Annotated in this window: 12 protein-coding genes and 1 tRNA gene; 3 read left to right on the top strand and 10 right to left on the bottom strand. The window is 40.4% G+C overall.

What is annotated here, in order from left to right; all coding sequences use genetic code 11:
- From ACWIWK_RS04575 to ACWIWK_RS04590, 4 genes are all read right to left on the bottom strand, one after another.
- A complete protein-coding gene (locus ACWIWK_RS04575) occupies positions 1–639 on the bottom strand; it encodes an ABC transporter ATP-binding protein (protein WP_454152028.1) in 639 nt (212 codons plus the stop codon).
- A gap of 15 nt (positions 640–654) precedes the next feature.
- A complete protein-coding gene (locus tag ACWIWK_RS04580) occupies positions 655–1,119 on the bottom strand; it encodes a hypothetical protein (RefSeq protein WP_454151245.1) in 465 nt (154 codons plus the stop codon).
- Positions 1,120–1,143: 24 nt separating this feature from the next.
- Positions 1,144–2,391 carry a hypothetical protein gene (locus tag ACWIWK_RS04585; RefSeq protein ID WP_454151247.1) on the bottom strand — a complete coding sequence of 416 codons (1,248 nt, stop codon included), beginning with the start codon at positions 2,389–2,391 and terminating at the stop codon, positions 1,144–1,146.
- A gap of 169 nt (positions 2,392–2,560) precedes the next feature.
- Positions 2,561–3,841, bottom strand: coding sequence for a citrate synthase (locus ACWIWK_RS04590; protein ID WP_454151249.1), 1,281 nt, complete (start codon positions 3,839–3,841; stop codon positions 2,561–2,563).
- A 152-nt stretch (positions 3,842–3,993) separates the two neighbouring features.
- On the opposite strand from ACWIWK_RS04590, the gene ACWIWK_RS04595 reads away from it, so the two are divergent.
- The gene (locus tag ACWIWK_RS04595; RefSeq protein ID WP_454151250.1) at positions 3,994–5,160 is read left to right on the top strand and encodes a CapA family protein; all 1,167 of its coding nucleotides are present in this window, start codon (positions 3,994–3,996) and stop codon (positions 5,158–5,160) included.
- Positions 5,153–6,454 carry a CCA tRNA nucleotidyltransferase gene (locus ACWIWK_RS04600; RefSeq protein WP_454151252.1) on the top strand — a complete coding sequence of 434 codons (1,302 nt, stop codon included), beginning with the start codon at positions 5,153–5,155 and terminating at the stop codon, positions 6,452–6,454. The genes ACWIWK_RS04595 and ACWIWK_RS04600 overlap by 8 nt, the downstream gene beginning before the upstream one ends.
- Here the strand turns inward: ACWIWK_RS04600 and ACWIWK_RS04605 are convergent.
- The 3 genes from ACWIWK_RS04605 to mraY form a co-directional block, all read right to left on the bottom strand.
- Positions 6,449–6,523, bottom strand: a tRNA-Val gene (locus ACWIWK_RS04605). The two genes, ACWIWK_RS04600 and ACWIWK_RS04605, sit on opposite strands and share 6 nt — an antisense overlap.
- Positions 6,524–6,641: 118 nt before the next feature.
- Positions 6,642–7,952, bottom strand: coding sequence for a UDP-N-acetylmuramoyl-L-alanine--D-glutamate ligase (gene murD, locus ACWIWK_RS04610; protein ID WP_454151254.1), 1,311 nt, complete (start codon positions 7,950–7,952; stop codon positions 6,642–6,644).
- A 9-nt stretch (positions 7,953–7,961) separates the two neighbouring features.
- Positions 7,962–9,053 carry a phospho-N-acetylmuramoyl-pentapeptide-transferase gene (gene mraY, locus ACWIWK_RS04615; RefSeq protein ID WP_454151256.1) on the bottom strand — a complete coding sequence of 364 codons (1,092 nt, stop codon included), beginning with the start codon at positions 9,051–9,053 and terminating at the stop codon, positions 7,962–7,964.
- A 169-nt stretch (positions 9,054–9,222) separates the two neighbouring features.
- On the opposite strand from mraY, the gene gpmI reads away from it, so the two are divergent.
- Positions 9,223–10,710 (top strand): 2,3-bisphosphoglycerate-independent phosphoglycerate mutase, encoded by a 1,488-nt coding sequence (gene gpmI / locus ACWIWK_RS04620; protein ID WP_454151257.1) that lies wholly within the window; start codon positions 9,223–9,225, stop codon positions 10,708–10,710.
- Positions 10,711–10,791: 81 nt separating this feature from the next.
- Here the strand turns inward: gpmI and ACWIWK_RS04625 are convergent, their stop codons facing one another.
- The 3 genes from ACWIWK_RS04625 to ACWIWK_RS04635 form a co-directional block, all read right to left on the bottom strand.
- On the bottom strand, positions 10,792–11,526 hold the full coding sequence (locus ACWIWK_RS04625) for an outer membrane beta-barrel protein (RefSeq protein WP_454151259.1): 735 nt from the start codon (positions 11,524–11,526) through the stop codon (positions 10,792–10,794).
- Between the two features lie 454 nt (positions 11,527–11,980).
- Positions 11,981–13,696 carry an ABC transporter ATP-binding protein gene (locus ACWIWK_RS04630; RefSeq protein WP_454151261.1) on the bottom strand — a complete coding sequence of 572 codons (1,716 nt, stop codon included), beginning with the start codon at positions 13,694–13,696 and terminating at the stop codon, positions 11,981–11,983.
- Positions 13,697–13,699: 3 nt separating this feature from the next.
- Complete coding sequence (locus ACWIWK_RS04635; protein WP_454151263.1) at positions 13,700–13,900, bottom strand: copper ion binding protein; 201 nt, start codon at positions 13,898–13,900, stop codon at positions 13,700–13,702.
- Between the last annotated feature and the right edge of the window lie 10 nt (positions 13,901–13,910).

A 13,910-nucleotide genomic window follows, 5' to 3' on the forward strand; every position in this document is an offset into this window, starting at 1 on the left:
CTAAAATGCGCTTAAAGTGGCATTGCTGAGTAAATATCGTTTTTGGCACATTTGTGCTATGCTCCCATCGTGTGTAGCAAGCACTAGTGCCGCCCCCATTTTTTCTATGTATTCAAATAATGCTTGCATTACATTTTTTGCTGTGTGAGAATCAAGATTTCCCGTTGGCTCATCGGCAAAGATTACTAATGGCTTTTTGGTGAGCACACGCGCGATTGAAAGTCGTTGTTGCTGTCCGCCGCTTAGCTGTCCGATTTGTTGTTTTAGTGTATGAGCGATTTCAAATCGCTCTAAAAGATTCATATCGATTTTTTCTTCACTAAGAATGCTTGCGACTTGAAGATTCTCTAGTGCGCTAAATCCGCGAAAGAGGTAGTGGCTCTGAAAAATAATGCCAACTTCATAGCGTCTAATGGCGAGCAAATCACTTGGCTTTAATGAGTAAATATTGGTGTGTTTTGCAATATCGACTTCACCTTTTTTGGGTTGTAGCATTGTGGAGAGATTGTTTAATATGGTGCTTTTCCCACTCCCACTTACGCCCATAATCGCCATACTCTCTCCAGATTCCAAACTGAAGTGCAAATCCTCATAAAGCACATTTTCAAAACGATGACTAATACCTCGTGCGCGCAGCAATTCCATTAGTATGCCTTAAATGCTGTATTTTTCTTGGAAAGATAAAAGCCGTTCGCCCTCAGCATTAAGCGTGTATTGTTCATCAAATCGTTCTTTTAAAATCACTTCTAAGGAATCAAGCAAATGTTGCTCATTAGGAGAGTGAAAAATATCTATAATCACGCCATAAAGCTGGATATTTTGCAATAAAATATCAAAAAGTCGCCCCCTATCTTGCAAGTAGAGATTCTCATCTTCTTGGTATTGGCTTATGCGCAGTGAGATTCTGCTAAGTAGCTTTGGCACGATGTATGTATTGTTTAGATGTTTTTGCAACGCATTACTCGCACGCTCTAAAAGCTCATCAATCCGAGCCTTATCCATATAAATCACACAGGGCAAGATAGCAATGAGCCTATTGATATTTGCGCCTAAAGAGCGCGTTTCCCACTTGATAAAGAATCTATCAATAAGACCTATTTTGTGTATGGGGGATTTCATTGCTATAATGTCTCTTTTGAAGTATTAAATTTTTATCATTACCGCGAAATTAAAAAAAGTGCCCGCGTAATCTTGCTTATTCCATAGGCTAATTGCGCCGACATTAAGGACAAAGTTTAAATCGCGCGGATTTATCATTACGCCAGCTTTGAGAAAGGGATATTGAGATTGCACTTCCACTTCTTTGTAAGGATTAGAGCTTGTTGTATAGCTTGTATCAATGTCAAAAAGCGCGCCACCACCGATATATAAGAATTTTAAAAAGTTGATATTGAGCTCTCCGCCGATTCTTGTGCCTATTAGTGTGATAGTGCTATTGTCTTTTCCTTTTCTTTCCTTAATCTCTGGGATAAACACTTCGGCGTTTTTAGATTTGCTAGAGAATTGCATTCCCCCTACATTAAGAAGGGCATTTATGTTAAGCGATATATGCTCAAAGTCAATCATCGTGCCAACTTTAAGTGTGCTTAGAATATTGGCATTTTCGATACTATGTTTTACTTTATGAGATTCAAAAATGCTTAAATCCATTCCCATCACCAAGTGCGCTTCAATATCATCATCGTCATCATCAAATGAAGTAGCAGAGAATTCTTCTTTTTGCTGAGATTCTTTAAGCTCAAGGTCTTTGTTTTCTTGTAGCACGATAATTTGTTTAGAATCTTGGTCGCTTATTTTTGAGATAACATAATCAAAATCCCACTCTAAAGTGCCTTCCTTTAAATCCACAACACTCCACGAAAATGTGTAATCAATGCGTTTTTTGTTATCTGGGAGTTTGGAAATCTTTTGATGAATTTTTCCACTTAGTGAATAATTTGGTGCGATAAGCCCACCCTTTTTTACTATGCTTTCTTGGCTAAATTCTCCATCTTCGCGCAAATTTCGCACTTTGTCAATCGCTACATCTTTTTTGCCAGATTCCCAAGAGATTGCATTGGTAATGTCGATTTTTTTGCCATTTTTGCTTTTGCGAATCTCGCGCATCAGTTGGCGGGCGATGATTTCTGTGTCAATATCTTCTTTGGTTTTATTTTCAATATGTGAGAGAGCAAAGACTTTCCGCTCTTTGTTAGATTGAAAGTTTTTATTTGTATTTAAAAACTCTTGCTCGAAATGTTGTGCTGCTTTTTGTATGGCAAGCTCGACATCGTGGTTATCAATTCCCTCACTTACATAATCCACAGAATTTTTGATATACCCAACACTCTTTGCGCATACACAAGAGCTTAGCAGGATAGCAATAAGACTTAAACATCGCAAGAAATTCATTTTAGCAACCTAAATTATGAATAAAAATTAAAGTCTATAATATATCAAAAAAATATCAAAAAAACAAAGACTTTTTGTAATTTTTATACATTAAAGCAAAATAAATTGATGTATTTTGAAGTTTTTGCCTAAAGCGTGTAAATCCGCTTAGAGCGGATTTACATAGAATCTATTTGCCAAGATAGAGCTGTCTTGGGCGAGTGATTCTCGCGCCTGATTTGATATGCTCGATAACTTGCGCACACCAACCCGGCATTCTCCCAATAACAAAAATAGGCGTGAAGAGTGATACAGGGATTTTAAGCGCGCTTAAAATAATCCCGCTGTAAAAATCCACATTTGGATATAACCCTCTTTGTTTGAAATAATCATCACTTAGCGCGACTTCTTCGAGTTTTTCAGCTATATCACTTAAGCGAGAATCCATTTTGATTCCCTTTTTGTCAAATTGATTTTTGAGTGCTTTGATAGTTTTTGCACGCGGGTCATAGCTTTTATACACGCGATGTCCAAAGCCCATAAGTCTAAATGGGTCGTTTTTGTCCTTTGCTTTTTCGACAAATTTTGCGACATTTTTCACATCACCGATTTCATTAAGTTGGACAAGCACTTTTTCATTCGCTCCACCGTGTGCTGCACCCCAAAGTGCATTGATTCCTGCTGAAATTGCCGCATAGGGGTGTGCGCCTGTCGAGGCGACATTACGCACGGTTGTTGTGGAGGCGTTTTGTCCGTGGTCGGCGTGCAGGGTAAAGATTTTATCCATTGCTTCGACTTCTAGTGGAGTGATTTCTTGCTCGCCTTTTAGCGTGTGTTTTTGCCTATTGTGCGGATATGCACGAAGCATATATAAGAAGTTCTCTACATACGACCTGCTTATGTCAGGATAGATAAATGGTGCGCCAACGGAATTGCGATAAGAAAATGCTACAAGTGTGGGAATCTTAGCAATAATGCGCCGTGCCATTGTTTGATAGTCATTTTCTTCTTCCATATCTTTGTATTCAAAGTGAAATGTCGATAAAGCCGCGACAGCCGAGCTTAGATTCGCCATTGGGTGTGCGCTGTCTGGGAACGCATTGAAAATATTGATAAGCCCCTCGTGTAAAAAACTTCTATGACGCAATTCTAAGTCAAACTCTTGTGATTCTTCTTTGTTTTTTGGTAAAGAATCAGTGATAAGAAGTTTGCACACATCAGTAAAGCTGTATTTCTCTACGACCTCTTCAATAGGCATTCCTTTGTATAATAACACTCCATTTTGCCCATCAATGTAGCTAATCGTGCTTTTACAGCCCGCAGTGCTACCATATCCGGGGTCATAGCTAAAGATATTTGTTCGCTCAAAGAGCTTAGAAAAATCTACCGCCTTAGGTCCGCGTTTGCATTCAATAATGTCAAACTCAAAGCTTTGTCCTGTTTCATTGTTTGTCAGAGTTACTGTTGCCATTTGGCACCTCCCTAGTTGTGATAGTATTTTTCTAGTTTTGCATATTTTTCTAAATACAAAGTCAAATAAAATTTAACTATTTTATAAAATGAGTAGAATCGTAAAGGTTTTGCTATAATTATGGCAATTTTTGAAAATTAAAGGAGTGTGTTTTGCGTGTAATTTTTACAATATTACTTTGTGTGAGTATATCTTGCAGTGTTTTGTTTGCGAAGAGTTCTAAGGAGCAAATTTCACAGCTTGAGATTGTGATGGTTGGCGATGCTTTATTGCATAAGAGTGTTTATGATGATGCGGCAAGGAACGCTCAAAACAAACAAACACAACAAGAAGATTCTCATATTTCACGAGCTCTGGCGTTTGATTTTTACACAATGCTTGAGTATGTCAAGCCACTTTTGGAGAAAAACCATTTGAGATTTTATAATCAAGAGACTATTTTGGGCGGGGTTGCGCTTGGGCTTAGCACTTATCCAGCATTTAATTCACCGCAAGAATTTGGCGATGAAATGCTCAATCTTGGCTTTAATTTAGTCTCGCTTGCAAATAATCATACACTTGATAAGGGCGAAAAAGGAGTTTTGGCAATGCTCAAATATTGGCGTGAAAAAGAAGCCAAAGATTCCAAACTTCTTACTGCTGGGAGTTATGAGAGTTTAGAGGCACGAGAGAAACCACGAATTATGGAATCTAACGGGATAACTTACACAATGCTCGCTTATACCTATGGCACAAATGGTATCCCATTGCCTAAAGGCAAAGAATATCTCGTCAATGTCTATACTAAGGAAATGATACGACAAGACATTGCCAAAGTGCGTGATCTTGTGGATTTTTTGATTGTTTCTATCCATTGGGGTGTGGAGTATCAATTTACCCCAAATGCCGAACAAAAAGAGTTTGCAAAGTTTTTGGCACAAAATGGTGTAGATTTAGTCATCGGTAATCACCCTCACGCTATCCAGCCAATCGATATTATTGATAATACTTTGGTGCTTTATTCACTTGGGAATTTCATTTCAGGGCAAAAGGGCTTACAAAAGCAAATTGGTGCGCTTGTGAGTGTGAGTGTGCGTAAGAATCCTAAGGCGCATTCCAAACAAGCTGGTGAATTTACCCCAAAAGTGCGACTTGGTAATCTACGCGCAGATTTAATCTACACGCATTCTACTCAAAGCAAGGGTTTCAAACTCTACCCATTTACTCTTTTAGCAAGGTTAGAGCAGAGAGAAAAAATCCTACCAAATTTTGAGAAAGTCAAACAGGAATATCGTAATATTTTGAGTAAAAATGGCATAAAAATCCAATTTTATGAATAGTGTTACTCGTATTTCTCGCCCTTATTTTTTACACATTCCCCACGCACTAAGGAGCATTATTGCCACATTACAATCAAATGGTTTTAGTGCGTATGTAGTAGGGGGGTGCGTGCGTGATGGATTACTTGGTAGGGCAATCAAAGACTATGACATCGCCACTTCCGCCACGCCACAGCAGATTCTAGAGATTTTTACACACAGCACATTTTCGCCACTTCCCATTGGGATTAAGTTTGGCACGATTGCACTTTATCATAAGCAAAGCAAGCAACAATATGAAGTTACGACATTTCGCACTGATGGCGCGTATAATGACAATAGGAAGCCAGATAGCGTGCGTTTTATAGACGATTTGGAGCGGGATTTGTTGCGCCGTGATTTTAGTATTAACGCCCTTGCTTGCGAAGTGAATGACAAAGATTGTTGTATTATTGATTATGTTGGTGGGCTAAAGGATTTAAAAAGGCGTAAAATCGCGTGTGTTGGGAATCCAGATATAAGATTTTGCGAAGATTCTCTTAGAATCTTGCGAGCCTTGCGCTTTAGCGCGACCTTAGGATTTGAAATTGCTAAACGCACTCACAACGCCATAATGCGTAATATGGAGCTTTTAAGCAATCTCTCCGCGCAACGCATTGCGAGTGAGTTAGATACAATGCTTGTGGGGGGGAATTTTGTGCCCGTATTTAAGAAATATAGTGATATTTTTGTGTATATTTTTACACAATATTGCCAGAGTGGAGCGATTAAAAATGATAGCATAAAGACCATTTGCAAGGATTTATCGCGTTTTAATGGACTAAAACAAGACATACTTTTGTCCGCTAGGTGGGCGTGCGTGTTGGCATTGATAGAGCGACACCAAAGTGGCAGGGCAGGGCAAGTGCTAGAGAATCTTAAATATTCTAATGCGTTTATAAAGAAACTCACATTGTTTGTGCGATTTTACGAGGTGGATTTAGGCATAAAAAAGCAAAGCAAACTGCGCATTGCTCTTAAGCAGATTCTGCGGGAAATGGGTGATAAGGCGGGAAGGGAGTTTATCACCATAAAAATGTGTCTAATGAAAAAAAAGCACGCTATTGGCGTTAAAACTGCCCTTAGTGTCGCATTAAAGGAATGTTTTAGCTTACAAGGGCTTTGTATCAATGGCGATGATTTACGCACACTTGGGTTAAATGGTAAGCAAATTGGCGAGGTGTTAGAAATATTGCTTCAAGAAGTCATTTGTGGGAAATGTGCGAACAAAAGGGATATTTTGCTACTAAGGGCAAAAAAGTTACAAAAATGGTGAACACGACTGGATTTGAACCAGCGACCCCTACCATGTCAAGGTAGTGCTCTACCACTGAGCTACGCGTTCAAGTTTTTAATAACTAAGCCTTAAGGTTTAGCGTGTAATTGTAGCGCGTATTTGATAAACTTTTGTTAAATTCACGCATTATTGCCATATAAATGCAAAAACTCCATAACCGCAAGGATTATGTCGTCATAGCATATTGTTTGAAAAGTTCCCCGCGCTCTTTGTAGGAGCGAAATTGGTCTAAACTTGCAGCAGCAGGAGAGAGGAGGGCTACTTCATTATTTTTTAGCACTTTTTTAATGCTTGCTACGGCGTCTTGCAAATGCGTGCAAACTTCACATTCAATGCCATATTTTTGACTTAAACGCGCTATTTTTGTTTCATTGCTCCCAATGGCATAAATGCTAATCTTTGCGCCATTGGCGATTTTTCCTTGCATAAAGGCAAAGAGTGGCTCTAAATCCGCACCCTTATCATCACCACCCAAAATAAGGCGTAAATTCTCATATCGGCGCACTGCCTCGATTGTCGCATCGATATTTGTGCCTTTAGAGTCATCGACCCACAAGCGATTGTGAGAATCTCTAAACTCCTCAATCCTATGTGCGCCGATTTTGAAGCGATTGATAAGCGCGTAATCTATTGTGTTGCTTAGAATCTTAGCGATTGCCAAAGCAATGCAAGAATCAAGCAAAAACGGCTCTCTAAAGCAAATAGCGTTTATGTCAATTCCAAATTGCTCTGCGAGATGTTGAGAATCTGTATAAAAATACGCCTTTCCTTGATAGCTTTGAGTGGTGCTATGATTTTGCAACTCTTTAGGCAAAATCGCGCTTGATTCTTTACTCATTCGCGTTAATACACTTAGCTTATCGCTTACATAGTTTTCAAAACTCCCGTGCCAAGTGATATGGTCTTGTCGTATGGGGAGTAATGCGTAAATTTGTGGCGTGGCAAAATGGCTATAATGCAGGCTAAAAGAGCTTGTCTCTAAAATCCAAAGCGGTGTTTTATCCATATACAGCTCGCTTAGCGGTGTGCCGATATTGCCACCAGCACGCGCATTAAGAGAATCTAAAAGTAGGGTAGTCATCTCTGTGGTGCTTGTCTTGCCGTTTGTCCCGCTAATCCATACGCTACGAGGTTGTATCTCTTGGCTAGATTCTAAAAGGCGGTAAAAAAAGTCATATTCGCTAATGAGGTTTTTAGCACGCGCGAAGTGGTGCGTGGGTGCTATGCCCGGGGATATGATACATATATCCACATTACTTAAGTCGCGCTCATTGAGGTTTGAGAGATTATGTGGCGCGGTGGTGCTTGGATTAAACGCGCTTGATGGCAAAAGCTCGTTACCAAACTCATCACTGCTCGCTTGAGTGAATGTATCATCATAGATTCTCACGCTAAGCCCAAGAGTGTTGAGAAATTTTACTAATGGCTTCATTGTTACGCCATAGCCAAAAATCTTAATATGAGAATCTGCGTGCATTGCGCCTCCTTAGCGTATCTTTAGCGTGATAAGCGCGAGGATATTTGCCAAAATAGAGATAACCCAAAAGCGCACGATGATTTTATTCTCAGCCCAACCCTTTTTCTCAAAGTGGTGATGAATGGGTGCCATAAGGAAGATTCTCTTTTGGCGATATTTGTAACTCCCCACTTGAAGCATTACAGAGAGTGTCTCAAATACAAACACAATGCCAATAAGGATAAGCAAAATTTCATTGCTTGAGACAATCGCCATATACGCGATAAATCCACCTATCGCCAAGCTCCCACTATCCCCCATAAAGACTTCTGCGGGGTGGCAGTTATACCACAAAAATCCAAAAAGAGCCCCGATAAGCGCGCAACTCACTACGATTAGCTCCCCGCCATTGACCACACGCGGATAAAGCAAGTAGTTTGCCAGCTCCAAATGCCCCGCTACATAGACAAACACCGATAGCGTTATTAAAGCAAAAATGCTTGGCACGGTGGCAAGCCCATCAAGCCCATCAGTGATATTGACTGCGTTTGTAGTCGCGCTAAAAACGAGCATCCAAAACGCTAGACAAATAAGTGGCACGAGCACAAATCCCACAGAAAAGCTCAAATGTTCTTTCATATCAAAGAGCGGGGATTTGACAAATGGGATATAAAACTCCGCACTATGTCCAATATTTACAAGCACCAAGCTCACTACAAATGCCAGCATAAGCAACAAAGCCATTTTCACCCTCGCACTCATTCCAGCGTTTGAACGCGCAGCGATTTTCATATAGTCATCTCTCGCCCCGATGAAGCCAAAGCCAATAAGAGAGCCTATCCCAAGTAACGCATAAGGATTGTGTAAATCCATACAAAATGCGCACGCAAACACCGTGCAAAAGATAAACACCACGCCACCCATTGTCGGTGTGTTTTGCTTGCTTTGATGAGGGATAAACTCCGAAATAGGCTGACTTGCTTTAGTCTTTTTCGCCCACTCTATGAAGTAGGGCATTAGCGCGATACTTATGCCAAATGCTAAAAAGAAGCTAAGCCCCGCACGAAAGGTAATGTATTGAAAAAGGTTAATCCCAAATGTGCTGTATAGATAATAAAGCATTTCCTCTCCAAAAGATTTGCAAATAAGTTTTTATGCAAGCATTATAACCATAAATTTCACAACTCCTTAACTAAAAACGCAAAAAGCAACAAAGTTTGTTTGCGAAATTGAGTATATTTTTTGCTACATTACTCTCACATTAAATTTACGAATCTTATAAGGAAGCACAATGAGCAAAAAAGCCATTTTAGTCATCACTGATGGCATTGGATATAGCCCAAAGACTACTTACAACGCATTTTACCACGCCAAAAAGCCCACTTATGAATATTTACTCAACAATGTCCCTTACTCAATGGTGCGCACTTATGGGCTAAGCGTGGGATTGCCTGATTCTCAAATGGGCAACTCCGAAGTAGGGCATATGTGTATTGGCTCGGGGCGCGTGCTTTACCAAGATTTAGTGAGAATCTCCCTAGCATTGCAAAATGATGAGATTAAGGGCAATCAAGCCTTTAAAAGCGTGGCAAATAATTGCCAGATAATCCACATAAGCGGGCTTTTAAGTGATGGTGGCGTGCATTCGCATATTTCACACTTGCTTGGCATAGCGGAACTATGTGCGAAAATGCAAAAGCAAGTCTTTTTGCATTTAATCACTGATGGACGCGATGTCCTGCCACAAAGTGCTTTAGGCTACTTAGATTCTATCCAATCGCTGTGTGAAAAGTATGAGAATGTCCGCGTGGCGAGCTTGAGCGGGCGATTTTATGCGATGGATAGGGATAAGCGGTGGGAGCGCATAGAGCAGGCGTATAATGAAATGGTGTGCGCCAAAACTCCTACCACGCTAAGTCCAAGCGAGTATGTCAAATCTCAATATGAGCAGGGAATCTTTGATGAATTTATCACTCCTGTGAGTTTCGCGCCATTTAGTGGTATGCAGGATAATGAGGGTTTTATTTTTATTAACTTTCGCTCTGATAGGGCGAGACAGATTCTCCAAGTGCTTGGAGATGAGAGCTTTAGCGGATTTACACGCACCAAAGCCCCAAAGTTACAGATTGCTACAATGTGTGAATATGACGCAAGTTTCACCTTTCCTGTGCTTTTTAGCAAAGAAAAAATCACAAACACGCTCGCCGAAGTGATTTCAAAGCAGGGCTTAAGGCAGTTTCACACCGCCGAGACAGAGAAATACGCCCATATTACATTTTTCTTAAACGGAGGCATAGAAGAGGAGTTTAGTGGAGAGAAGCGCGAGCTAATCCCCTCCCCAAAGGTCAAAACCTATGATTTGCAACCTCAAATGAGCGCGCCACAAGTGGGCGATGCGGTGTTAGAAGCAATGAGAGAATCGTATGACTTTATCGTGGTAAATTTCGCTAATGGCGATATGGTGGGACATACGGGGAATTTTGAAGCAGGTATAAAAGCCGTAGAAGCGGTGGATACAGAGTTAGGGAGAATTATAAATCTTGCTAAAGAGCTTGATTATAGTGTGGTGATTACCAGCGACCACGGGAATTGCGAAGAGATGAAAGATGACCGTGGCAACACGCTTACGAACCACACGGTAGGCGATGTATGGTGCTTCATAGTGGATAAGGAAGTAAAACAGCTCAAAGCAAGCGGGGGGCTTGATAATATCGCGCCAAGTGTGCTAAAGCTAATGGGTTTGCCAGCACCACAAGAAATGAGTGAGCCGTTGTTTTAAGTTAGTATTCAATAAAAGTGGCGTTATAAAGCGTTGTAGAGTAACTAGAATCTAGGAAGTCAAAAGACTTCCCAGAGGTTGTTAAAACCCAAAAGTATAGCGCACAAAGGCGTTATAGCTTTGGCGAGCATCGACTTTATGAGTGATTAAACTATTTGGTGCAATGAGCGCATAGTATGTTTCATAATCAAATATTGTCGTATTAAACATAGGTATCATCGCACCAACTTCGATACTATGATACTTTAAGATATTTGTCCTTACCCCTACATTCCAATTTAGCGCAATCCCAAAGCGTCTATCCTCTGCTTTTGGTTGCGTAACATTATAATTTGAAAGTAAGATTTGATGAAACTGATACATTGTATCAATCCTCTTGCTTTTCCAATATTGGAATCCTATGCCAAGCCCACCAAATACACCAAGGTTAAAGTTCTCTCCCGCGATAATATTAAAGAGTGCTTCAGCGTTTGCTGTAAGGTTGAATTGATAGATAGAGCTTTTTCCACCTTCTAGATTTAAAACTGGCGAAGGGGCTTGCCCAAAGCTCACTGTTGGAGTTTGGAAGGTAAATTGATTGTAATAAAAGCTCCCATACGCTCTAAATCCAAAAAATGGACTAAAGAAATGCTTATATCCTCCTACCACACCATAGCCCGGACCTGTGTTAGTCGAAGTGAATTTTGGTGCTGTGGCTGGGAGAGTATATCCTGTTTGTCTTGGAATATCTTCAGTATAGACCAAATCCCCATACATAACCTGTGCACCCACAAACACACCACTCTCTTCTGCTTTAACCTGTGTGCTAGCAAGCACAATCGCGCAAAGCCCTGCTAAAAGGAGCTTATATATGCCCCCCCCCCCTCAATGACTGAGATTTAAGGCTTGCGCCTAAACTTTCGTTCTTTATAGAACTCATAGGATACCTCCGTAAAAGTGAAATATTAAATCGTCTCATCTCCTTAGTAATTACTTTACAGAATCTTAAACCTTAAGAAAACTTGAAGCAAATGATACAAAAAAAAAAAAAAACGATTTAATTTAAATCGACATAATACAAAAATTTTTAATCTTTTTCAAGGAAAAAAGTTAGATTTTAATAAATTTTCGCACTAAGTGATTGAAGTGCAATAGAAACAAAAATAATTCCAAAATGAAAGTTTTTCTTGCATTTTTGGTAAAATTTCAATAAATTTTAAGGAAAAGTTAAGTGTAAGCTAAGATTTTGCATTTATTTGGGTTAAGAATTTTTATTGCGTGCTAGAGAAATTTATGATTGCTTGAATATTTTGCCCTCGCGCATTTCCACTACATTGTTTGCGAGTTCGATAGTGCTAGGGCGGTGCGCGATTAAGATGATGATTTTATCTTTTCGCACGGCATTGATTGCTTCTTTGATTAAGTCTTCTGTTTGAGAATCAAGCGCGCTTGTAACTTCGTCTAAAATAAGTATATCGGGGTTTTTATACAATGCACGCGCGATTGCGATTCTTTGGCGTTGTCCTCCGCTAAGATTCGTGCCAAACTCATCTAAAATCGTGTGGATTCCATTAGGGAGGCTTGCGACATACTCCTCCATTTGAGCTTTTTTAAGAGAATCTAGGACTTTAGCTTCATCGATTTGCAAGCCATAAGCGACATTATGCGCAATCGTGTCATTAAAGATAAAGATTCTTTGTGTAACGATTGCGATATTTTCCCGCAGGGATTTTTGCGTGAAGTGCTTAATGTTTTCGCCATTGATGAGAATCTGTCCCTTTTGGACTTCATAAAGGCGCAAGATAAGGTTGATAAGCGTGCTTTTGCCCGAGCCAGATTTCCCCACTAGGGCAGTGATTTGGTTGCGTTTAAAGGTGAGGTTAATGCCTTTAAGCGCGTGCGTCTCCTCGCCACTCTCGCCATAAGAGAACTCCACGCCACGCACCTCTATGGAGTCTATTGGACCTTTAAGCTCTAAGCTCCCATCAGTGATATGAGGCTTTTTATCCAAAATCTCAAAGATTCTATCACTCGCTACAATCGCGCTTTGCATATAGCCCCATAGATTGATAAGTCGTTTAAGCGGTGTGTAAATCATAAATAACGCCGTGCAAAATGAAGCAAAAGATTCTGTGGTGATGTTGCCTGCTTGGATTTCTAAAGTGGCGACATAAATAATCGCACCTAGTGCCACTGCGCCTAGCACTTCCATAAGTGGCGAAGTGAGCTCGCCTACTTTGGTGGATTTCATACTTACGCGCAAAAACTCTTTATTTTGTCGCTCAAAGGTTTGAGATTCCAGCTTTTCGCCGTTGCTTGCTTTAATAATTTCTATGTTGTTAAAAATTTCGCTTAGCTTGGCGGTTATATCGGCGTTTTTTTCTTGCAAGGTGCGGGCGTATTTTTTGAGCTTTTTTACAATGAGGTTAATGGGGATTATGGCAAGCGGGATAATCACAAGCCCGATGATTGCGAGCTTGGGGCTTTGATAAAACACAACGACTAAAAACCCTGCAATGGTAGTAATCTCACGGATAATGTCTGTTACATAGTTTGAGACTGCCATACGAATGATACCAATATCATTGCTAATGCGCGACATTAGCTCGCCCCCGCGCATTTTATTAAAGAATCCTAAATCAAAACTGAGCAGATGTCGAAGCATTCTATCGCGCACTTGACGGACAATGTCTTGCCCAATGTAGCTCATAAAGTAAGATTGGATATACATTCCAAGTGATTTGCAAAAATACACAAACACAATGAGCGCAGGGACGATAAAGGCTAGAGTGTTGTTTCTCGCCATTTCCTCAAAGCTAATGCTAAATAATGGTGTATCTCGCGGGACTTTGCCCTGAAGTGTGCCAAGTAGTGGCTCTACCATATATGCTATACCCGCTTGTGAGAGTGCGGCGAGCAGTGAGCCCGCAATAGCAATGCCAAAACTCACATAGTGCCCGCGGATATAAGGAAAAAATTTCCTAAAAAAATCTACAAGGACTCGCAAGGGTTATTTCACCTCAAAGCCACTCTCTAAAATCGCTTCGGTAATTTGCTCTTTATCTGCTGGAGATTCAAACTCCACGCTAACACTCTTTTTAGCTAAATCCACATTGATGAGGCTCACGCCATCAATCTCGCCTACGAACTTTTCTACTTTATCTACACATTTTTGGCAGTGCATACCTTCGACATTGAGTGTTACTTGCATTGTTGCTCCT

The sequence above is a fragment of the Helicobacter sp. 23-1048 genome, from assembly GCF_053654545.1.